This is a genomic window from Kocuria sp., from assembly GCF_030530945.1.
Classification (GTDB): domain Bacteria; phylum Actinomycetota; class Actinomycetes; order Actinomycetales; family Micrococcaceae; genus Kocuria.
Genome location: NZ_JAUMTZ010000003.1, coordinates 121,636 through 143,369, shown reverse-complemented (window position 1 = coordinate 143,369; position 21,734 = coordinate 121,636). Strand labels below are relative to the sequence as shown.

The 21,734-nt window shown below is 68.5% G+C and carries 17 protein-coding genes, 2 pseudogenes and 1 riboswitch; of the genes and pseudogenes, 9 read left to right on the top strand and 10 right to left on the bottom strand.

The window, feature by feature from the left end; genetic code table 11:
- Positions 1 to 58: 58 nt before the first annotated feature.
- Both Q4A22_RS04585 and Q4A22_RS04580 read right to left on the bottom strand, forming a co-directional pair.
- On the bottom strand, positions 59 to 361 hold the full coding sequence (locus tag Q4A22_RS04585; RefSeq protein ID WP_303177550.1) for an antibiotic biosynthesis monooxygenase: 303 nt from the start codon (positions 359 to 361) through the stop codon (positions 59 to 61).
- 40 nt (positions 362 to 401) lie between these two features.
- Positions 402 to 821, bottom strand: coding sequence for a cupin domain-containing protein (locus tag Q4A22_RS04580; protein WP_303177549.1), 420 nt, complete (start codon positions 819 to 821; stop codon positions 402 to 404).
- A gap of 333 nt (positions 822 to 1,154) precedes the next feature.
- Here Q4A22_RS04580 and Q4A22_RS04575 point away from each other — a divergent pair, with 333 nt between their 5' ends.
- From Q4A22_RS04575 to Q4A22_RS04565, 3 genes are read left to right on the top strand one after another with little or no spacing between them, the layout of a single operon-like run.
- Complete coding sequence (locus tag Q4A22_RS04575; protein WP_303177548.1) at positions 1,155 to 1,877, top strand: succinate dehydrogenase cytochrome b subunit; 723 nt, start codon at positions 1,155 to 1,157, stop codon at positions 1,875 to 1,877.
- Entirely contained in the window at positions 1,877 to 3,871 is a 1,995-nt protein-coding gene (locus Q4A22_RS04570; RefSeq protein ID WP_303177547.1) for a fumarate reductase/succinate dehydrogenase flavoprotein subunit, read from the top strand. Before Q4A22_RS04575 ends, Q4A22_RS04570 begins: the two co-directional genes overlap by 1 nt.
- 13 nt (positions 3,872 to 3,884) lie before the next feature.
- Positions 3,885 to 4,634, top strand: a complete 750-nt coding sequence (locus Q4A22_RS04565) for a succinate dehydrogenase/fumarate reductase iron-sulfur subunit (RefSeq protein WP_303177546.1) — start codon at positions 3,885 to 3,887, stop codon at positions 4,632 to 4,634.
- 155 nt (positions 4,635 to 4,789) lie between these two features.
- On the opposite strand, the gene Q4A22_RS04560 is transcribed toward Q4A22_RS04565, so the two are convergent.
- From Q4A22_RS04560 to ychF, 6 genes and pseudogenes are all read right to left on the bottom strand, one after another.
- Positions 4,790 to 6,220: an anion permease gene (locus tag Q4A22_RS04560; RefSeq protein WP_303177545.1), complete on the bottom strand. Its 1,431-nt coding sequence runs from the start codon at positions 6,218 to 6,220 to the stop codon at positions 4,790 to 4,792.
- Positions 6,221 to 6,479: 259 nt separating this feature from the next.
- A complete protein-coding gene (locus tag Q4A22_RS04555; RefSeq protein WP_303177544.1) occupies positions 6,480 to 7,742 on the bottom strand; it encodes a hypothetical protein in 1,263 nt (420 codons plus the stop codon).
- A 685-nt stretch (positions 7,743 to 8,427) separates the two neighbouring features.
- Positions 8,428 to 9,258 (bottom strand): annotated as a pseudogene (locus tag Q4A22_RS04550) (phosphomethylpyrimidine synthase ThiC); the annotation flags it as partial.
- A riboswitch (TPP riboswitch) is annotated at positions 9,255 to 9,366 on the bottom strand. It overlaps the preceding pseudogene by 4 nt.
- A 36-nt stretch (positions 9,367 to 9,402) precedes the next feature.
- Positions 9,403 to 9,711 (bottom strand): annotated as a pseudogene (locus Q4A22_RS04545) (GNAT family N-acetyltransferase); the annotation flags it as partial.
- 271 nt (positions 9,712 to 9,982) lie between these two features.
- Positions 9,983 to 11,578: a hypothetical protein gene (locus Q4A22_RS04540; RefSeq protein ID WP_303177542.1), complete on the bottom strand. Its 1,596-nt coding sequence runs from the start codon at positions 11,576 to 11,578 to the stop codon at positions 9,983 to 9,985.
- A gap of 334 nt (positions 11,579 to 11,912) precedes the next feature.
- The gene (gene ychF, locus Q4A22_RS04535) at positions 11,913 to 12,998 is read right to left on the bottom strand and encodes a redox-regulated ATPase YchF (RefSeq protein WP_303177541.1); all 1,086 of its coding nucleotides are present in this window, start codon (positions 12,996 to 12,998) and stop codon (positions 11,913 to 11,915) included.
- 166 nt (positions 12,999 to 13,164) lie between these two features.
- On the opposite strand from ychF, the gene Q4A22_RS04530 reads away from it, so the two are divergent.
- From Q4A22_RS04530 to rmuC, 5 genes are all read left to right on the top strand, one after another.
- The gene (locus tag Q4A22_RS04530; RefSeq protein ID WP_303177540.1) at positions 13,165 to 14,103 is read left to right on the top strand and encodes an ABC transporter ATP-binding protein; all 939 of its coding nucleotides are present in this window, start codon (positions 13,165 to 13,167) and stop codon (positions 14,101 to 14,103) included.
- A 190-nt stretch (positions 14,104 to 14,293) separates the two neighbouring features.
- The gene (locus Q4A22_RS04525; RefSeq protein ID WP_303177539.1) at positions 14,294 to 15,055 is read left to right on the top strand and encodes an ABC transporter permease; all 762 of its coding nucleotides are present in this window, start codon (positions 14,294 to 14,296) and stop codon (positions 15,053 to 15,055) included.
- Complete coding sequence (locus Q4A22_RS04520) at positions 15,052 to 16,224, top strand: sensor histidine kinase (protein WP_303177538.1); 1,173 nt, start codon at positions 15,052 to 15,054, stop codon at positions 16,222 to 16,224. The genes Q4A22_RS04525 and Q4A22_RS04520 overlap by 4 nt, the downstream gene beginning before the upstream one ends.
- The gene (locus Q4A22_RS04515) at positions 16,221 to 16,832 is read left to right on the top strand and encodes a DNA-binding response regulator (RefSeq protein ID WP_303177537.1); all 612 of its coding nucleotides are present in this window, start codon (positions 16,221 to 16,223) and stop codon (positions 16,830 to 16,832) included. The genes Q4A22_RS04520 and Q4A22_RS04515 overlap by 4 nt, the downstream gene beginning before the upstream one ends.
- Before the next feature lie 151 nt (positions 16,833 to 16,983).
- A complete protein-coding gene (rmuC, locus tag Q4A22_RS04510) occupies positions 16,984 to 18,186 on the top strand; it encodes a DNA recombination protein RmuC (protein WP_303177536.1) in 1,203 nt (400 codons plus the stop codon).
- A 109-nt stretch (positions 18,187 to 18,295) separates the two neighbouring features.
- Here rmuC and Q4A22_RS04505 read toward each other — a convergent pair whose 3' ends face one another.
- Complete coding sequence (locus Q4A22_RS04505; protein ID WP_303177535.1) at positions 18,296 to 19,378, bottom strand: 4-hydroxy-3-methylbut-2-enyl diphosphate reductase; 1,083 nt, start codon at positions 19,376 to 19,378, stop codon at positions 18,296 to 18,298.
- Positions 19,362 to 20,282 (bottom strand): hypothetical protein, encoded by a 921-nt coding sequence (locus tag Q4A22_RS04500; protein WP_303177534.1) that lies wholly within the window; start codon positions 20,280 to 20,282, stop codon positions 19,362 to 19,364. Before Q4A22_RS04500 ends, Q4A22_RS04505 begins: the two co-directional genes overlap by 17 nt.
- A 58-nt stretch (positions 20,283 to 20,340) precedes the next feature.
- On the opposite strand from Q4A22_RS04500, the gene xseA reads away from it, so the two are divergent.
- On the top strand, positions 20,341 to 21,660 hold the full coding sequence (gene xseA / locus Q4A22_RS04495; protein ID WP_303177533.1) for an exodeoxyribonuclease VII large subunit: 1,320 nt from the start codon (positions 20,341 to 20,343) through the stop codon (positions 21,658 to 21,660).
- The last annotated feature ends 74 nt before the right edge of the window (positions 21,661 to 21,734 follow it).

Genomic DNA, 21,734 nt, shown 5'->3' with positions numbered 1-21,734 from the left:
CAGGAGCGCCCTCCAGCACTTTCGCGGCCCCGGTCCGCGCTCCCAGACTCGTCGCGGGTCAGGACCCGGCGGGGGCCACATCCTCCACCAGGTCGAAGGACCACAGCTCCCAGCCGTCCGAGTAGGTGACGGTGCTGGGGTCGCGCCGCGGGCGCTGGGAGTACCAGCCGTCGTAGGAGGCCTCGTCCGTCCAGCGGGTGACCACCAGCCAGGTGCCACGCCCGTCGTTCGGCCGCAGCACCTGGAACCCCTCGAAGCCGGGCCGCGTCTCCACCAGGCCGCTGCGCCCCGCGAAGCGTTGCGCGAGCTCCTCCCCGTGGCCCTCCAGGACGTGCAGGGCGTTGATCTTGACGATGCTCACGTGGTGCTCCTCTGCTGCTCAGGAGTGTGCGCCGCGACGGTCACGGCGCGCAGGTGGTGGGTGTCGTGGAGGACGACGCGCTGGGCAGCAGCGTGACCGTGAGAGTGGTGGTCTCCACGGCATCCACGGCGTGGCGCAGGCCTTCGGTGAGGTGCAGGACGCGGCCGGGGCCGAGCTCCAGGACGCCGTCCGGAAGCGTGAAGTTCACGCGGCCGCGGACCACTTGCACCAGGGCGGGATGAGGGGTGGCGTGCTCCTTCAGTGCGTCGCCGGCACCGAACTCGAACGCGACGATCCGCACACCGTCCTCGTCCAGGACCGTGGTGGCGGACGGATGGCCGTGCCGCGGCTCGCTGCGGCCCACCGTCTCCGCCAGGGTGGCGGTGCCCCCGGTGGGTTCCGCTCCCTCACCGTGACCCGAGGGGCCCTTCTGCGACCGGGCCGGTGCGGTGTGCGTCATGGCTGTTTCCTGTTCTCCCGGACGGACCTCGGACGGACCGCTGTATATTTAGCATATAAAATACTACTTATGACAGTCAACGGTGACCTCGCCCCCCCCGGAGGACCGGGGGCATCCGACGCGGTGAGCACGGCCCGGCGCCCCGGACCCACAGAGCTGTACCGCGGAAATAAAAGATATGTGCGTGTCCTAAATACCTGGCGCAATTGCCCGCACAAACACCACACGCACAGACATGAAAATTTCCCGCATTCTTTTACCCGCCGGTAGTAGATTGGAAAGCACAGGCACGAGGTCGGGAAAAACTCTTTTCCGCTCTGAGAAGGAACGAACATGACGGCAACCGCGCAACGCCAGCCCATCCCACCCGTGCGAGCACGCAGACGGCTCCCGGTGTCGAACTTCGTGGCGAAAACCACCATGGCCGTCACCGGGCTGATCTTCGTGGGTTTCGTGTTCGTCCACATGTACGGAAACCTGCACATCTACCGCGGGCAGGAGGAGTTCGACCACTACGCCCACTGGCTGCGCGAGATCCTGATGCCCCTGGTTCCCTACGAGGGCGTGCTCTGGATCCTGCGGGTGGTGCTGCTGGTCAGTCTGCTCCTGCACGTGGGCTTCGGCATCCTGCTGTGGTCGCGCGCCCGCCGGGCACGCGGGGCGTTCCCCCGGAAGGGGCTGCGCCGCCCGGACGCACTGCTGGCGCGGTACATGCTGGGCACCGGCGTGGTGCTCCTGCTGTTCGTGGTCTTCCACGTCCTGGACCTCACCCTGGGAGTGCAGCCCGCCGCCTCCGGCGCGTTCGAGCGGGGCTCCGCCTACGCCAACCTGGTGGCCAGCTTCCAGCGCCCGCTGGTGGCCGCCTTCTACATGCTCACCATGCTCGTGCTCACCGCCCACGTGGCCCACGGGACATGGACGGCCGCCAACGACCTCGGCGCCACCGGCAAGCGGCTGCGTCAGGTCGCGGCGTGGGTGGCCGGACTGGTCGCCGTGGCCATCTGCCTGGGCAACATCTCCATCCCCATCATGGTTCTCCTGGGAGTGATTCAGTGATGAAGGCGTCCACATCCACCTCCCCGCAGGCCCTGCTGGAGGAGATGCGCACCCTGGGCCCGGACCTCCCCGGTCTGGACTCGCAGGTCTCCGGGGCCGAGACCTGGGCGGACCGTCGGCTGCACTACCGCCTGGTGTCCCCGCTGAACCGGCGCAAGTTCACCGTGATCGTTGTCGGCACGGGCCTGGCCGGGGCCGGTGCGGCCGCCGCACTGGGCGAGCTGGGGTACAACGTGGAGTCCTTCACGTTCCACGACGCCCCGCGACGCGCCCACTCGGTGGCAGCCCAGGGCGGCATCAACGCAGCCCGCGCCCGGAAGGTGGACAACGACTCGATCGCCCGGTTCGTGAAGGACACCGTGAAGGGCGGCGACTTCCGGGGTCGCGAGGCGGACGCCTGGCGGCTCGCGGAGGAGAGCGTGCGGGTCATCGACCACATGAACGCGATCGGCGCCCCCTTCGCCCGCGAGTACGGGGGCCAGCTGGCCACCCGCTCCTTCGGCGGCGTGCAGGTCTCCCGCACCTACTACACCCGCGGCCAGACCGGGCAGCAGCTGCAGGTGGCCGCGGCCCAGGCGCTGCTGCGCCAGGTCTCCACGGGCCAGGTGAACCTGCACACGCGCACCGAGATGCTGGACCTGATCGTCGCGGACGGCCGCGCGCAGGGCATCGTGGTCCGGGACCTGGTCACCGGGGAGATCTCCGCGGTCACCGGAGACGCCGTGGTCCTGGCCACGGGCGGGTACGGGAACGTGTACTACCGTTCCACGCTGGCCAAGAACTCGAACGTCACCGCCGCGTTCCGGGCCCACCGGCGCGGGGCGCTGTTCGCCAACCCGTGCTTCATCCAGTTCCATCCCACGGCGCTGCCTGTCTCCAGCGAGTGGCAGTCGAAGACCACGCTGATGAGCGAGTCCCTGCGCAACGACGGGCGGATCTGGGTTCCCGTGAGGCCCGGGGACGACCGCGCCCCCAACGACGTCCCGGAGGACGAGCGCGACTACTACCTGGAGCGCCGCTACCCGGCGTACGGCAACCTCACGCCGCGCGACGTCGCCAGCAGGGCGGCGCGGACCGAGATCGACGCGGGGCGCGGCGTCGGGCCGCTGAAGAACTCCGTGTACCTGGACTTCCGGGACGCCATCGAGCGGCTGGGGCGGGACGTGATCGCGGAGCGCTACGGCAACCTGTTCGAGATGTACTCGGACGCCACCGGCGAGGACCCCTACCGGGAGCCCATGAGGATCGCACCCGGCGCGCACTTCGCCATGGGCGGTCTGTGGAGCGACTACGACATGATGACGTCCGTCCCCGGCCTGTTCGTGGGCGGCGAGGCCGGCTGGGGGTACCACGGGGCCAACCGGCTGGGCGCCAACTCGCTGCTCTCCGCGTGCGTGGACGGGTGGTTCACGCTGCCCTACTCCGTGCCGAACTACCTCGCGCCACTGCTGGGCAAGCCCAAGCTCTCCCCGGACGACGACGCGGCGCGGGCCGCGGTTGCCGAGGCCGAGGCGGGCGTGCAGGCACTGCTCGACATCCACGGCACCCAGGGCCCCGAGCGGTTCCACCGGCGACTGGGCGACCTGCTCTACTCGACGTGCGGGGTCACCCGCTCCGCGCAGGGGCTCGCGGAGGGTCTTGAAGGCATCCGCGCCCTGCGGGAGGAGTTCTGGTCCGACCTGCGCGTGCAGGGACGCCCGGACGGCTTCAACCAGGAGCTCGAACGCGCGGGCCGCGTGGCCGACTACCTGGACATGGCCGAGCTGATGTGCCTGGACGCCCTGGACCGGGACGAGTCCTGCGGCGCCCACTTCCGCCAGGAGCACCAGACCGAGGGTGGAGAGGCCCAGCGCGACGACGCCCACTGGCTCTTCGCCTCCGCCTGGGAGCGCGTGGGGTGCGACGACGCCGCGGCGCCCGGTCCGCGCTACGTGCGGCGCCGGGAGCACCTGGAGTTCCCCACCGTTCCACCCGAGACCCGCGACTACCGATGAGAGGACGATCCTCATGAAGCTCACGCTGAAGGTCTGGCGCCAGGAGTCCGGCGCCGAGGAGGGCCGTTTCGAGGAGTACCTCCTGGAGAACGTGGGGCCGGAGTTCTCCCTGCTGGAGGCGCTCGACAAGCTCAACGACGACCTCGTGGCCCGCGGCGAGGAGCCGGTCGCCTTCGACTCGGACTGCCGCGAGGGCATCTGCGGCGCGTGCGGCGTGACCGTGGACGGCAGGCCGCACGGTCCGGTGAAGAGGACGCCGTCCTGCCGGCAGCACCTGCGGTCCTTCGAGGACGGCGCCACGGTGCAGCTCGAACCGTTCCGCAGCGGGGCCTTCCCCGTGGTGAAGGACCTGGCGGTGGACCGCAGCGCCCTGGACCGGGTGATCGAGGCCGGTGGGTTCGTGTCCACCTCCGTGGGCACGGCCCCGGACGCGGACGCGATCCCGGTGGCCCACCAGGCTGCCGAGTGGGCCCTGGACCTGGCCGCGTGCATCGGCTGCGGGGCGTGCGTGGCGGCGTGCCCCAACGGCTCCGCGCAGCTGTTCGCGGGCTCCAAGACCATGCACCTGGCCACCCTGCCCGCCGGGGCCAAGGAGCGCAGCCGTCGGGCCAAGAACATCACCCGGGCCGCGGAGGAGGAGTTTGGCCCCTGCTCGGTGTACGGCGAGTGCGCGGAGGTGTGCCCGGCGGGGATCCCGCTGACCGCGATCGCCGGGCTCAACCGGGAGAAGCTGCGGCAGGTGCTGCGCGACCGGGACAGCTGAGCCACCCCGCTTTCCACAGACGACGGGCGCCGTGCAGACCGCACGGCGCCCGTTCCGTGGCTGGGCGCGGTTTCCAGCCGGTGCCCGTACGACGACGCTCGGTGTCCCTGGGAGGGCACCGAGCGTCGTCGTACGGGGAGGGGACAGCCGGCGGGCTACACGGCGAGGTCGCCGAGGACCCACATCCAGCCGGTGCCCACCACGCCCCAGATGACCAGGATGGCCACCGACATGATGAACGCGACCTTGAACCACTCGGAGACCTTCACGTAGCCGGAGCCGTAAACCACGCCGGACGGGCCCGAGGCGTAGTGGGAGATGGCGCCGAACAGGTTGCCGATGAACCCGAGGACCAGCGCCGCGAACATGGGCGGGGTCCCCACACTGATGGCCGCGCCGAGGAACACCGAGTACATGGCCACGATCTGCGCGGTGTTCGAGGCGAACATGTAGTGCGCGTAGAAGTACACCAGCGCCAGGACCACGAACGCCACGCCCCAGGGCATGCCGCCCACGGCCCCGGACACCACCTTCCCGATCCAGTCGATCACGCCCAGGTTGTTCAGGTTCTCGGCCATGCCCACCAGCACGGCGAAGAAGATGAGCGTGTTCCACGCGGAACCGTTCTTGGCCATGTCGCTCCAGGTGAGCACCTTGGTCAGCAGCAGCACCGCGATGCCCACGAAGGCCGCCGTGGTGGCACTGACGCCGATGATGCTGCCGAACACCCACAGCAGGAGCAGGAGCACGAAGGTGGCGGCCATGACGATCTCGCCGCGGGTCATGGAGCCCATCTTCTGCAGCTCCTGCCGGGCCATGGCGGGAGCCTCCGGGGTCTCCTTGAGCGTGGGCGGGTAGATCTTCATGAGCAGCCACGGCACCACGGCCAGGCTCACCAGGCCGGGCACCAGGGCGGCCAGGGCCCACTGGCCCCAGGAGATCTGCACGCCCAGCTTGGCCGCCGCGTCCACGGCCAGCGGGTTGCCCGCCATGGCGGTGATGAACATGGCACTGGTGATCACGTTCACGTGGGCCGCGGTGAACGCCAGGTACGAACCGAGACGACGCCGCGACTCGTCCGTCTCAGGGGTGGACCCCTGGACCTCCGCGACCGAGCGGACGATCGGGTACACCACACCACCGGCGCGAGCGGTGTTGGAGGGGGTGGCCGGGGAGAGCAGCAGGTCCGTGACGGCCATGCCGTAGGCGATGCCCAGCGGGGACCTGCCCAGAACGGTGAGGAACATCAGCGCGATGCGCCGCCCCAGCCCGGTCAGCAGGAAGCCGTCCGCGATGAAGAACGCCGCGACGATCAGCAGCACCGCGGGGTTCGAGAACCCGCTGAGGGCCTCTCCCCCGCTCACGTCCATGGCGCCCGTGATCATGGCAGCCGCCAGACCGATCAGCGCCACCGACGGAGTGGGCAGGGGCTGCAGGATCAGGCCCAGGATGGTGGCCACGAAAATGCCGAGCATGTGCATGCCGCGGGGGTCCACGCCCGCGGGAGCGGGAATGACGAAGATCACCACGGCAATGACGAGCATCAGCCCGAATTTCCACAGCATCGAGATTTTCTCCCGGCTCATGGTTGTGGATGTCGTTGCTGAACCAACCTGTTGGCCGGACATTGCTGCCTCCGGAAGTCGTCCTGGTGTGGAACACATGCCAAGGACAACCCTAGGGCGGGCGCGCAACGCCGTCACAGGTCGGCGCGCCGCCGGGTAGAAGTGTCCGAGACATCACACGACCGGTGCGCCCGTGTTCCACGCGATTCCAGAGAGGGCTCTCGGGAATGACGACGTCTGGCTCCGTGAATGACCCCACATGACTAAGAGTGATGCCAGTTCAGGGTGCGGGAGCGTCGTCCTGGTCGGGTGACGGGTTGTCCGTTCGTTCCAGGGCGCGTTGACGGCGCGCCATGATTTTCTCCGCCCTGTTCAGCGTTGCCTGTTCCCGCCGTCCGCGCACACGAGAGGTCATGGTCTTGGCCTGGCCCACCATGCTGGTGCCCGCCATTTCGACCCGGTTCACGCCCTTGTGGAGAACCTTCTTCGCTGACCCACCCCACGATGGTGGTTCCAGGAACGTTGCGCCCAGAACCCCCAGATCTGCATACTCCACGAACTTCTCTAGGTCGGAAGCGATGGCGTTCGCAGCGCGGGTCACCCGCCGGGACGTCAGAGGGTTGGCCACCCTGTTCAAGTCCGAGAGATCCGAGAGCTGTTGGAGGGTGGACGAAATGTCCCGGACGGCATCCACCACCTGCTCTCCCCGCTTGGTCCTGCTGGTGGCTATGGCCCGGCGGCTGTCGTCCAGTTCCATGGGCTCCTGCGTGGTGATCCGCGCCAGCTGCAGCACGTGGTACTGGTCCTGCAGCTTCATTGCTTGCCCCAGGACGGCGAGCCAGAACGTCACGTCCTGCTGTCCAGTGGCGATCGCACCGGCCAGCGCATCCGTGTCCCCGCGGTGTCTGCCCACCCTGACGGCCACGTCCTTGAGCTGGCCCAGGCATTCGGCCTGAGCAGTGGCCAGCGCCAATCCCGTGCCCTGGACCGTGGACCAGCTCATGGCGGTCACCTGACCGGTGCCTTCGCAGAGCTCGGCGGCTTCCTGGAGTATCCACGAGATCCCGTTCAGCTGACCGACCGTTTCGATCTTGCGCTGCCGTAGTAGATCGTCCAGTTTCTGGTCCATGGATTCCAGGTACATGCGCATGGCGTCCAGAGATGACTGCAAGGAGAGCTGCAACGCCGCCGCCGCGAGGATTGCCGGTGCCGCCGGGGTCAGCAGCCCTGCTGGCATCACGGTAAGATGCTTGGCGATCTGGCCGGGATTACCGGGGGCACCAGAAATGTCCTTGATGCGGACCACCCCGGAGCCGAGATTCTTGACGCCATTCTTGGCAAGCCATTCTGCGCTCTCAGCATCGGCTTTGAACCATCGCCCACGCTGCAGTTCCAGGCCTTCGACCCCCTGGATTACCGCCGCGATCCTGCCCAAGATCGAGGCCGGAACCTCCTGCCCCAGATGGGGTGCGGTACGCGCCATGTCCGCCACGTCATCGGACTCCCCCAGAAGGAGCAGACCGTCTTCAGTGGGCCACAGCAAGCACCCATCTATATGCGTATTCATGAAGTGATGGTGTCACGCATCACCATAGTTTCATACTGGGCAGCGGTTTTCGCGTGGATACCTCCCCCGCCAGAGCGCCTCCTTCGGCCCTCACGTACCCAAGAGCAGAGCTGCTATCTGGGACTGGGGTCTGAGCAGATTCAATCGTAGGTGCGCACAACCACCCGGTGACCGCCGATCGAGAACCTTCCCCGTTCCGTGCCCTCCCTTAGAAAATCAGCCGCGCGCCACCGCGCCGGACGCCGAATTGTTCGCCCGCTGTCCCAGCTCCAGCCGCTCCAGCGCTCCCGCGGTGAGCGCCCAGTCCGCCACTGGTTGTAGCAGTCAGGCAAGCCCCCCGGCCGCGAGCTCCGGTGGTCACTCAGTACCAGAACCATCCGTTCCTGGTGGGGCGGTCCACGTGCAGCCCCACAGCTCGCACGACGCCCGCCTCGCTGCACACTGCCCAGACGACGCGGCTGTCCGGACCCGTCACACCCCGCACGTACTCCCCCGCTTCGGGCAGGGTGGTGACCATAATCTGCCAGCATATCGCCGGATCAGAGCGGAACGCCGTCAGGTCGTCCGGAGTCTCCGCCGCACGGAGGGGACGGGAGGTGGGGTGCAGGCGAGGCGGCGGCGCTGATCCTGGCCATGAGCGCTCCGGTGTGGTCGTGTGCGGCTCGCACTGCTCGATCACGGTGTCCCGGTAGATCTCCCACGTGAGCGCGTTGGCGTCCCCGTCCACCTTCTCCAGGGCCTGGTAGATGGGCACCGTGCCGATGGGGATGGGCGAGTTGCGCAGGATCCACTCGCGCGTGGTGTGGATGTCGTTGCCCGTGGAGAGGTCCATGAGCGTGTCCGCTCCCCACTTGGCGGCCCACTCCAGCTTGGCCACCTCCTCGCCGATGGAGCTGGTCACCGCCGAGTTGCCGATGTTCGCGTTCACCTTCACCAGGAACTTCCGCCCGATGACCATGGGCTCGGACTCCGGGTGGTTCACGTTCAGGGGGATCACGGCGCGGCCGGCGGCGACCTCCTCCCGCACGAGCTCGACGTCGCACTGCTCGCGCAGGGCCACGAAGCGCATCTCCGGGGTGACGACGCCGCGGCGCGCGTAGTGCATCTGGGTCACGCACCTGCCGGGGAGGGCCCGCCGGGGTTCCGGCTTACTCCCCCGCCAGTGCTGCTGCGGGGCGCCACGACGGACGGCGCCGCGGCCGTCGTCCTCGAATCTCCTGCCGCGGGCCTCGTAGACCTCGGTGTCCCCGCGGGCCTCGATCCACTCGGCGCGCCAGGGCTCCAGGCCCTCCTCCGGAATGCTGCCCGGGCCCATGGTGCGGTACACGCGCAACGGCTCGTTGGGGGTGCCGTCCGGGGAGTCCACCTGGTGGATCTCCGTGACGGGGACCTGGATGCCGTGCTCCGTGTCCTCCAGCCAGGCGAGGTGGTGGGACTCGTGCTGCTCGGACTGGTTCTTGGGGGTGCCCTGTGTGGGGGCATGTGCAGATATGGCCGTTCCTCACTTCCTACGCCGGTATGACCCGGTTCAGGTTCGACGGTCTCGGGCAGCGCTGGCCCGATCTCAGCCCCCGCGTCTGGGGCTCCCGTGTGGACGGTCACATGTCTAGCACAGTTCCGCGGTGCGGGCCGCGGTTCACCGGGTGTTGAGCGGCTTCACCATGATGAGGCAGGGCGTCCCCTCACCCCACAGATCGGTTTCCTCCAGTGGCAAGAAGCCCCACTTCTCGTAGAAATGTCTGGTGCGCGCGTATCCGGGATCAGGGTCCGATGCGCCGAGTGTCTTGACTTCCAGGAGTCTGACTCCGCGTGCTGTGGAGTCAGGTTCAATGGCGGCCATCATGGCAGTGCCTACGCTTTGGCCGTGAACGGCTCGATCCACGACCGTGAGGTGGATTTCGGCTACGTGGGGAAAGTGGCGGTCCACAAGGGTCACGCCAACGGCATTGTTCGCGGTGTCCCGGACAGTCCACGTCTACATGTTGCGGGCCGCATTAATGTACTCGGCATTAGACTCGGGCTGGCCAAACCATTCCGGGACGGTGGCCAGCAACCGGGCCACGTCCTCGGGGACATGCTGGCCCTTTGCCGACCGCCATTCAATTTTCGACACGATGACTTCTTATGGGTAGTTGCAGGAGAGTCAGACGATCCCCTCCGGGCCAAGTGACGACAAAGAATACGAGCAGCTACTCCATGCACCCGATAAATAATCCCTACTGCTCTTGGGTCACGCTAACATAATTCCCCAATTTGGATTCCAGGTACCCTTTGATTTTCTGCGTACTGGTGTCGTTTATAGCCGTGAACTCAAATACATGCGCAGATCGCCGTATAGCGGTACGGATCGCCGCAGGATCGTCACTGAGCGAACTGAGCAGGGAGGCAGGGGTAAAATCTGTGACCACAAAGTCTGGACGGTAAGTCAAAAACCCGTCGGCCGCAGTATCGTATCCGGGCAATATGGATTTGAGCGCGCGCTCATATGTGGTGGATCGATGCTGCCCAGATCTCCAAAAATCCCTCGAGTCGGCCACCGGAATTTCCCATTCATCAATACAACGCGTGTATTGAACGGCATCGTTAGCGCGAGTCTGCTCTTGAGTCCCAGGACCTCGGTAAATTTTTAACTTGTCCAGAAGATCCTGAACCTGGTTTTGCTGCGTAACATTGCCCGATTCTGCTTCCAGTAAGCTTCGAACAAACGGATCGCCTAAAACGCAGAGCCTAAGTACCCACTCCGACTCGAGCAGGCCCGCCTCGCGTTCGCCAAGTGACCGAGGAGCCCATCCTTCCTCGTAGGTAGTGAGGGACATCCATTTGTGGTCAAGATCTCTTCGTTTAATCTTACCTAGATCCCCAACGGTAACACAACTTGCATCTTCAATAGTTGCGAGCGTAACTAGAGTGATAACGTTTTTCTTTGCGGGGCGCCCGATTCGATTAATCGACGCATTATCTACCGCACGGAAAGATTCGGGGAAGGTGCTGTCGCTCGACAGCGCGCGTTTGAGCGCCAACCTATCTTTTTCGGCAGCCTGATCAATAGCCGACCAATATGATGCGGGGTTCAGTCGATTAGTATTGACCCGGATTATTGTTTCCTTGGTACGCGGATCTGCAAGAGTCAGGTTCGCTATACTCATGAGACCAGCGTGTTGCGCCTCCACTTCCTCTTGCAGTCCCAATAGGAATTGCTCGTTGTTGCTCAGCACGACCAAAAGGGTGCCTCGCAATTGGGTCCGCAGCTTGTCGACGAGACGCTCAGCCGAGAGGCGGTTCAAGGCTGGGTTATTTGCCACTTCCATATATTCGATATCGCTCATCTCAACAAGTCCCTGACGGAAATAAGCGCGCTCCGCGTTATCCGCAATAAGGACTCTGGCGCGAGAACGCTGCTGTCCCTTCGCGAAGCCCGCCGCATCTTCGGTCCAACTTTTTTGATTCTCGACCTTATGGAACTCAGTCTCACTGGTGGCCGTATCAATGAGGGTCGGATCAAGGGACCGCCCTCCCGCTACGCGATGCCAGAAGTTATTTTTATCAACCACGAATTGACCCTTGGCGTTCTTGGTCGTGTTGAAGTCAGTCCAAAGCTTTTGCGCGAGTAGCGTTTTCCCTGTGCCTTGAGTGCCGAAAATTCCAAGTATTCCAGATTCACCCCGAAGTGCGACGCCGCTCCAATGGGACCGCAACGTGTCAGCGATCGGCTCCCATGGATCGAGGAAGACTCGATACCCTTCGAAACTGATCAGCGCCTCGGCGCGATCCGGGAAGCGAATACCAGGGTGTGTTGGTGACATGCCTTTCATGCTGTCACACGAAACCTCGAACACGCGGCAAGCCGGCAACATCGAATCGTGTCGGACCCGGGTAACGTAGCCTGCGGCGAGGAACTACCCTGATAGCAGAATCCGAGACGTTACGCACCCCGGGTGGCGATGAGGCGTTCTCGTTCACCGCATAGTGCCAACACTGATTCCATATTCGACCAGCGGTCGCGGGCACAGATTGGAGCTGGCAGTCCTCGCCTGAATCTGCGCCGAGGATGTGCATTATGACCCCACGCCGACCACTCGCGCCGCCCTGCAAATCGACCGTGTCAACCGCCATGGACAAACAGTGCCTACTTGGTCGAGAAGACCCCTAGACGTTAAACCGGAACTCCACCACATCCCCGTCCTGCATCACGTACTCCTTGCCCTCCATGCGCACCTTGCCCGCGGCCTTGGCATCGGCCATGGACCCGGCGGCCATGAGGTCGTCGTAGGAGACGATCTCCGCCTTGATGAAGCCACGCTCGAAGTCCGAGTGGATCACCCCGGCGGCCTTGGGGGCGGTGTCGCCCTGGTTGATGGTCCACGCGCGGGCCTCCTTGGGGCCGGCGGTGAGGTAGGTCTGCAGGCCCAGGGTGGAGAAGCCCACGCGGGCGAGCTTGTCCAGGCCGGACTCGTCCTGGCCCTCCATCTCGAGCATCTCGCGGGCCTCCTCCTCGGAGAGCTCCACCAGATCCGCTTCGAGCTTCGCGTCCAGGAAGACGCACTGCGCGGGCGCCACCAGCGCCTCCAGCTCGGCCTGGCGCTCCGGCGAGGACAGCACACCCTCGTCCGCGTTGAACACGTAGATGAACGGCTTGGCGGTGAGCAGGTTCAGCTCGCGCAGGTTGTCGGTGTCCAGCTTCTCGGGCCCGGCGGCCTCGAAGATCGTGCGGCCCTCGGCCAGCACCTTCTCCGCGGCCTGGTACGCCGCGAGCTGCTCGGGCGAGCCCTTCTTGATCTTGACCTGCTTCTCCAGCTTGGGAATCGCGTTCTCCAGCGTCTGCAGGTCCGCGAGGATCAGCTCGGTGTTGATGGTCTCGCGGTCCGAGGCCGGGTCGATCTTGCCGTCCACGTGGATCACGTCCGGGTCGTCGAACACGCGGATCACCTGGGCGATCGCGTGCGCCTCGCGGATGTTGGCCAGGAACTGGTTGCCCAGCCCCTCCCCCTCGGACGCGCCCTTCACGATGCCCGCGATGTCCACGAAGGACACCGTGGCCGGCACGATCTTCTGCGAACCGTGCATCTCCGCGAGCTTGTCCAGCCGCTCGTCCGGCAGGTTCACCACGCCCACGTTCGGCTCGATGGTCGCGAACGGATAGTTCGCGGCGAGCACCGTGTTGCGCGTGAGCGCGTTGAACAGGGTTGATTTTCCGACGTTCGGCAGACCGACGATTCCAATAGTAAGAGCCACGGTCCGCCATCCTACCGGCGCCGCCCGACGACGTCGCCACGCGACTCCGCGCCCCACCGCGTCTCTCCGCGCGGGCCGTCGGCACGTCCCACCCCTGACACATGTCACGCCCCACTCGTGACAACCGACAGTTCTCCACCGCTCCCCCGGCGGCGACTCTGGAGGCATGAACCGCTCCGGCACAGCCACCACCCCGCGAAAATCGACTGACCCCGCCATCGAGGTCCGCGACGTCGTCAAGACTTTCCGGACCCGCTCCGAGACGGTCCACGCCGTGAAGGGTGTCTCGCTCGATATCCCGCGCGGCGCCGTCGTCGCCCTGCTGGGCCCGAACGGCGCGGGGAAGACCACCCTGCTGGACATGGTCCTGGGCATGACGGACCCCACCGCGGGAACCATGGCAGTGTGCGGGGAGCCGCCCCGGAGCGCGACGTCGCACGGCCGGGTGGGTGCCGTGCAGCAGGTGGGCGGGCTACTCCCGGACGTCTCCGTGCGCGAGGCGGTGACGATGGTCGCGTCCCTCTACCCGGACCCCCTGCCCGTGACCGAGGCCCTCGAACGCTCCGGTGCCGCCGAGTTCGCCGGCCGGAAGATCTCCACGTGCTCGGGCGGTCAGCAGCAGCGGGTGCGCTTCGCCCTGGCCCTGCTCCCCCGCCCCGAGCTGCTCGTCCTGGACGAGCCCACCGCCGGCATGGACGTGGCCTCCCGCACCGCCTTCTGGGACGCGCTGCGAGCACAGACCGAGGGCGGCGTGACGGTCGTGTTCGCCACGCACTACCTGCAGGAGGCCGAGCAGATGGCGGACCGCGTGGTCCTCATGGACGCCGGGCGCATCACGTTCGACGGCTCCGTGGACGAGCTGCGGAGCACGTCCCGCCACCACACGGTCAGCTTCGCGTGGCCGCGGTCGGAGCCGCTGCCGCAGCTGCCGGGTGTCACCGAGACCACTCGCTCGGCCGGGAGGGTGCGGCTGCGCACGCAGGACCCGGACGCCGTCACCCGAGCCCTGCTCACCGGCACCGCCGCGAGCGAGCTGGAGATCTCGCGCGGCGGCCTCGACGAGGCCTTCGCCGTGCTGCTGCGCCACGACGACGACGCCACGTGACCCTGCCCGCGTCGCAGCGCCCCGCCATCGCAGCACTTCACCACCACATCGCCTCACCGCGAGCGCACCGTGCAGGGCAACCACACGGCGACGAGCTCTCCGGACGCACCGTCCCCGGCCACGACCCGGCCACCGGGCCATGCCGGGCCATCCACCCCGAACAACGAACGACCGCCCCAGGAGGCACCCCGTGTCACTGACCTACACCGCCTACGACGTCCTGCGGCACCTGCGTGCCGTCTCCAGCATGTTCTTCGTGGCCGTGCTGCCCAGCGTGCTCTTCATTCTCTTCGGAGTGGCACAGGGGTGGTCCGAGGAGCCCCTGCCCGGTGGCAACGTCTCCGCCTCCGTGATGGTCACCATGGCCGCCTACGGTGCCATCACCGCGACCACGGGCATTGCGGGCAGCGCCGCGGTGGAACGCCTGCAGGGCTGGGGCCGCCAGTTGGCGCTCACTCCCATGGGCACCGCCGGGTACGCGGCCACGAAGGTGGCGGTGGCCATGACCACTGCGGTGGTGCCCGTGGTCGTCGTCTTCGCCGTGGGGCTGTTCACGAACGCCACGATGGACGGCGCCTGGCGGTGGGTGCTGAGCGCAGTCCTGGCCGTGGTGCTGTCCTCCGTGTTCGCGCTCTACGGCCTGGCCGCCGGTCTGCTCTTCCGCTCGGACGCCGCCGTGGGGGCCGCGAGCGGGTGCCTCGTGATCCTGGGGTTCTTCGGCAACGTGTTCATGCCGCTCTCGGGCGGGCTGCTGGAGGTGGCTCGGTTCACCCCCATGTATGGGATCGTGGGACTCGTCCGGTACCCCGTGACGGAAGGGTCGGTGGCCTCGATGGACGGCACTCCGCAGACCGACAGCGTGTGGCTGCTGCTCGCCAACACGGCGGTGTGGGCCATCGTGTTCGGCGTGGCCGCCCTGCTGGCCGCGCGGAAGGCCACGGCCCGCCGGTGAGCACCCTGCCGAACCGACCCCGCAGGGAGCGCACCCCGGAGCCCCAGCACCAGAGGTCCGACCTGCTCTACGCCGTGGTGTGGCTCGTGTTCCTCTTCTTTCCCGCGGCCGCCGTTCTGCAGAGTCCCGCGGGCCCCGGCATCCGGGCCCTGGGCTGCGCGGGCCTCGCACTGTTCGCGGTGCTGTACACCGCGTCCTGGATCCGTCAGATCCCGGCTCCCCGGCTGAGCCCACTGCTCAACGCCGCGCTCTGGAGCCTCGTTCTGGTTCTGGCGCTCCTGCTGGTGGTCCCCGCCTCGCCGTGGGGCTTCACCTACACCGCGCCGTTCTTCGTGGCCCTGTTCGTCTTCCGGCTGCCCCTGCGCCACGGTGCCCTCGCCTCCGTGGCAGTCGTGGCTCTCGCCCTGCTCCCCGCTCTCCTTCTGCTGCCGAGGGAGCAGGTCGTGTGGCCCCTCGTCGGGGTGCTCCCGGGCTGGCTCATCATTCTGGCCTCGCGCCTCGCCATGGAGCGCTCGGAGGCCCACGAACGCCTCACCCGAGAGCTCGCCATCTCCCGGCAGCGCGAGGAGGTGGGTCGGGACGTCCACGACATCCTGGGCCACTCCCTCACCGTCATCACGGTCAAGGCCCAGCTCGCCCGGCGGCTCGTGGAGAACGACCCGCAGCGCGCCGTCGCCGAGCTCGACGACGTCCTGGCCCTGTCCCGAGAAGCCCTCGCCGATGTGCGCTCCACGGTGGGCAGGATGCGCGAGCTGGACCTGGACGTGGAACTCGTCCAGGCACGCGCCGCCCTGCGCGCCGCGGGCATCACCCCGCACCTGCCCTTGTCCGCGCCTCCCCTGGACGCGACCACGCGCTCCGCATTCGCGGGCATCCTGCGCGAGGCGGTCACCAACGTGGTGCGCCACTCGGGCGCCTCCCACTGCCGGGTCACGGTCACGGGCGCGTCGCTGCGCATTGCGGACGACGGCGCCCGGGCGGGCAGGGCAGCGTCGCGCAACGCCGCGGCGTCGCCCTCTGGGGACGAGGAGGTGCAGGCCTGGGCGCCGGAACTGCGCGAGGGCAACGGGATCCGCGGCATGAGGGAGCGGGCGCGGGCGGCAGGATGTGAGGTGACCGTCACCCGGAACTCCCGGGGCGGCACGACCGTGGAGGTGTTCCGGGCATGAACGTGATCCGCGTGCTGGTCGCGGACGACCAGGCCCTCGTGCGCGCGGGGCTCGCCGCCCTGCTGGACCTGGAGCCGGACCTCACCGTGGTGGCACAGGCGGCGGACGGGCACGAGGCCGTGGCACTCGCCGCCCGTGACCGCGTGGACGTGGCCCTGCTGGACATCGAGATGCCGGACCTCACGGGCCTGGAGGCCGCCGAGCAGATCGTCGCCGCGGGAAGCGGCACACGGTGCCTGATCGTCACCACGTTCGATCGCCCCGGGTACCTGCGCCGCGCGTTCGACGCCGGGGCGTCCGGCTTCGTGGTCAAGGACACCCCCGCGCCCGAGCTGGCCGAGGCCATCCGCAGGGTGCACGCCGGGCTGCGGGTGGTGGACCCCGCGCTGGCAGAGAAGTCCCTGCTGGCCGGCCCCAATCCCCTGACCGCGCGGGAGCGGGAGGTGCTGCGTGAGGCGTCGGGCGGCGTCTCCGCGGGGCAGATCGCCCGGGCCCTGCACCTGTCAGCGGGCACGGTGCGCAACCACCTCTCCTCCGCGATCGGCAAGACGGGGACCCGCAACCGCGCCGAGGCGGTCGCCGTGGCGGCGCGCAACGGGTGGCTGTAGCCGCGCGTCCACACTGCACGATGCCGACCCTCGGCCTGAGCCGCTCGGCATCGCCGCGCCCCCACCGTGCAAGTGGGCGGCAGGCACGGCTCGGGTGAGGGGCCCGTCCACGAAGCTTGTGCGTGTCGGAGCACCTTGTCACAGTGACCGCATGGAGGCTTCCGTGATGTCGCAGGTGTGGTGGTTGTGGGCGCTGCTCGCGCTCGTCGTGGGCGGGGTGCTCGGCTACATCCTGGCGGCCCGGAAGGCCCGGGAGCTGGAGGTGGAGCTGAACCAGTCCCAGGAGCAGCGCCTCGCCGCGGTGCAGGACGCCGCCTCGGCCCGCTCCGCCCAGGAGCAGCTGCAGCAGCGGGTGGACTCGCTCGAGGCCCGCTCCGTGCAGGACCAGAACGTGATGCGCGCCCTGGCGCCCCTGAACGACCAGCTGAGCATCGTGGGCCGCCACCTCACGCAGCTGGAGCGGGACCGCGCCGAGCAGTTCGGCGCCGTGGCGCAGGCGCTGGAGGCCGCGCGGACCACGGACCGGCAGCTGCTGGAGGCCACCGGCTCCCTGGAGTCCTCTCTCCGCTCCACCACCGCCCGCGGTGCCTGGGGTGAGATGCAGCTGCGCCGCGTGGTGGAGGCCGCGGGCATGACCCGCCACGTGGACTTCACGGAGCAGGCCGTCCGCAGCACGGAGAGCGGTGTGCAGCGCCCGGACATGGTCATCAACCTCCCGGGCGCCCAGTCCGTGGTGGTGGACGCCAAGGCCCCCATGACCTCCTACCTGGACGCCCAGGCGGTCCCCGCGGACGGCTCTCCCGAGAACGAGCAGCGCCGCGCCCAGCTGCTGGCCGCCCACGCCAAGGCGCTGCGCTCCCACGTGAACACGCTAGGGACCAAGAAGTACTGGTCCGCGGAGCAGAACTCCCCCGAGCTGGTGATGTGCTTCGTGCCGGTGGAGTCCGCCCTGGCCGCCGCCCTGGACGCGGACGCCTCCCTGCTGGACCACGCAGCCCGCAGCAACGTGGCACTGGTGTCCCCGGTGTCCCTGCTCGCATCCCTGAAGGCCGTGGCGTTCAGCTGGCGCCAGGCCACACTCACGGACAACGCGCGGGAGCTGTACCGGCTGTCCCGGGAGCTCTACGACCGCATGGGCGCGGTGGGCAAGCACCTCTCGGACATGGGAGGCTCGCTGCGGCGCTCCGTGGAGGGCTACAACAAGCTCGTGGGCTCCCTGGAGTCACGCGTGTTGCCCTCGGCCCGAAAGATCGCAGAGCTTGACCCCACGGCCACGGACTCCGAGGCCCTGGAGACCCGGCCCGTGGACTCGGTCCCCCGCCCGGTCACGGCCGCGGAGTTCCTCAACGACTGAGCTCCCGAACCGGCCGCGCTGAGCCCTCGGAGGACTGAGTTCCCGGCGGGTCAGCGATTCGGCTGAACTCCCGGGGACTGAGCCCCCGGAGGGCTGTGTTCCGGAAGGGTCAGCGGTTCGGCTTGGCCCCTCGTCCGCCCAGTCGGCGAGAGTTGTCGCCGTCCTCGGCGAGCTTGGCCCGCAGCTCCTTGGGCAGGGAGAACAGGATGTCCTCCTGGGCGGTGACCACTTCCTCCACGGCGCCGTAGCCGTACTCGGACAGCAGATCCAGGACCTCCCGCACCAGCACCTCGGGAACGGACGCGCCGGAGGTCACACCCACGGTGGCCACGCCCTCGAACCAGGACTCGTCGACCTGGTTGGCGAAGTCCACCCGTTCGGCCCGCGCGGCCCCGTACTCCAGGGCCACCTCCTTGAGCCGCACCGAGTTGGAGGAGTTCGCGGAGCCCACCACGATCACCAGGTCCGCCTGCGGGGCGATCTTCTTGATGGCCGCCTGCCGGTTGGACGTGGCGTAGCAGATGTCGTCACTGGGCGGGTCGATCATGTTCGGGAACTTGGCGCGCAGCCGGTTCACCGTCTCCATGGTCTCGTCCACGCTCAGGGTGGTCTGGGAGAGCCACACCACCTTGTCCGGGTCGCGCACCTCCAGGGTGTCCACGTCCTCCGGGGAGTTCACGATCTGGATGTGCTCGGGTGCCTCGCCGAAGGTGCCCTCCACCTCCTCGTGGCCCACGTGGCCGATCAGCAGGATCTCGTAGTCGTTGTTCGCGAAGCGCACGGCCTCGCGGTGCACCTTGGTGACCAGCGGGCAGGTGGCGTCGATGGTGTTCAGGTTCCGGTCCTGCGCGGACTGCACCACCGCCGGGGACACCCCGTGGGCGGAGAACACCAGCATGGCGCCCTCGGGCACCTGGTCCGTCTCGTCCACGAACACCGCGCCGCGCTCCTCCAGGGTGGCGACCACGTGCTTGTTATGCACAATCTCCTTGCGCACGTACACCGGCGCGCCGTAGTGCTCCAGGGCCTTCTCCACGGCGATCACCGCGCGGTCCACGCCCGCGCAGTACCCGCGGGGGGCGGCGAGCAGCACCTTGCGCTCACCGTGCACGGGAGCGGCGGCCGCGACCTCCTCCGGCGTGCGGCGCACCCGGGGAACGGTGGGCATGGACAGATCAACCACGGTGGACATGCCCTCCATGGTAGGGGACCGCTCTGACGCGCACCACGGAGAGCACCACCCCCGCCAGGGCCACCACCGCAGCCCAGACCATGCCCGTGACGGCGCTTCCCACGAAGGACTCCCACAGCACGGAGACCACACGGTCCGTCACCAGGTGGGCCACCGGGTCCGCGGCGGAGGCGTCCACCACCGCCTGGGCGCCGGACAGCACCACGGCCAGCATCGCGCCCGCGCACACGAGCCCCGCCAGACCCACGCCCACGAGCGCGAGCCGGCGACGCGGCGCCGTCGCCACCGCGAGCACGGCCAGTCCGCCCGCGAGCCAGGGCAGGACGTAGCGCCACTGTGCGGCCCACACGAGCGCGTCCAGCACCCGCCCCGTGTGTGCGCCGGGCACGGTGATCCGCAGCTCCTGCGCGGAGAGCCCCGGGGAGATGCCCACGGTGTCCTGGACCTGCCGGTCCACGGCGTCCCCCAGGGAACTGGCGTCCACCACGAGCTCGTCGGGGGCGTGCCCGGCGGAGGGCGTGAGGGGAACGTTCGCGTCGTGGGTGTCGTCCAGGATCCTGATCCACGTTCCCTGCTGCTCCGTGGCGGTCAGCCAGGAGCGGACGGCGTCGAGCGCCGAGTCGCGGACCCGCTGCACGGCGTCGTCCACCGCCCCGATGCCGGTGTGCACGTCCTTGCCCACGGAGACCCGGTCCAGCACCGTGCTCACCAGCTGGTCCTGGAACTGCCTGTCAAGCACCACGGAGGCCGTGGTGTCCTGGAAGCCCGAGGGCGAGAGGATGTGCTCCTGCGTCCAGGACAGGCCCAGCCACAGGGCGAACCCGGCCCCTGCCAGGATGGCGCACAGTGCGGCGGCCAGGCTGCGGGCGAGGGGGGCGGGGCGGGACACGGCGGAGGAGGTCACCGTCCCACTGTAGGGAGGAGCGCCTGTGCGTGTCCCCGGCGGGTGATACTGATGTGCCATGGACACCTCGTTCCCCTCCGACGCCGCGGTCCCCGCGAGCGCCCCCGGTGCGCCCGCGAACGCACCCGCGCAGCAGGAGCTGCCGCGCCTCGCCCGGGACACCTCCCCCGAGAACCCCTGGCCGCTGAGCAGGCTCTCCCACGCGCTGCACGGGTGGATCCAGAAGGCCCCGGACGCCTGGGTGGAGGGCCAGGTGATCGAGGTCAACCAGCGCGCCCGCGTCACGTACCTGACCCTGCGGGACCTGCAGGAGGAGGCCTCGGTGAGCGTGACCCTGTTCCAGAAGGAGATGGCCCGGCTGGAGCGGCCCCTGGAGCGCGGCAGCCGGGTGGTCGTGAACCTGAAGTCGGACTTCTACGTCAAGACCGGGCGGCTGTCCATGCTGGGCCGGGACATCCGCCCCGTGGGCCTCGGGGACCTGCTGGAACGCCTGGAGCGGCTGCGGCGGGCGCTGGCGGACGAGGGGCTGTTCGACCCCGCGCACAAGAAGCCGCTGCCGGTGCTCCCCCGGCGGGTGGGTCTGGTCACGGGGCGCAACTCGGACGCGGAGAAGGACGTGGTGCGCAACGCCACCAACCGCTGGCCGGGCGTGCAGTTCGAGATCCGCGAGGTCGCCGTTCAGGGCGCCGGGTCCGCGCGCGCGGTCATCGGGGCGCTGGAGGAGCTGGACCGGACGCCCGAGGTGGACGTGGTCGTGATCGCCCGCGGCGGCGGCGCGTTCGAGGACCTGCTGTCCTTCAGCGAGGAGTCCCTGCTGCGCGCGGTCTTCGCGGCCCGGACCCCGGTGGTCAGCGCGATCGGCCACGAGAACGACCAGCCGCTGCTGGACTGGGTCGCGGACGTCCGGGCCTCCACCCCCACGGACGCCGGCAAGCGCGTGGTCCCGGACGTCCAGGACGAGCGGCTGCGGCTCGCGCAGGCCCGCTCCGCCCTGGACCGGGCGGTGGCCGCGTTCATCGAGCGGGAGGAGCGCGGTCTGGAGACCGTGCGCTCCCGCCCCGCCCTCGCACAGCCGGACGGGATGATCCTGATGCGTGAGGAGGAGCTGGACCGGCTGCGCTCCCGGGCGTGGTCCGCCGCGAACTCCCTGACCCTGCGGGCGCAGGACTCCGTGGTCCAGATGCGCGCCCGCGTCCGTGCCCTCTCCCCCCAGCAGACCCTGGACCGCGGCTACGCCGTGGTGCAGACCGCCGACGGCTCCGTGCTCACGGACGCCGCCCGCGCCGAGGTGGACCAGCCGCTCACCGTCCGGCTCGCCGCCGGGGAGCTCGGCGTGGCCGTCACGGAGACCAGCTCACGCCAACCAGGCGAGCACTGACGCCCTCCCGCCCACCTCGGCACCCAACGCTCGGCGGGCAGCCGGGGGTCGCACGAGCCCCGCACCAGCACGTC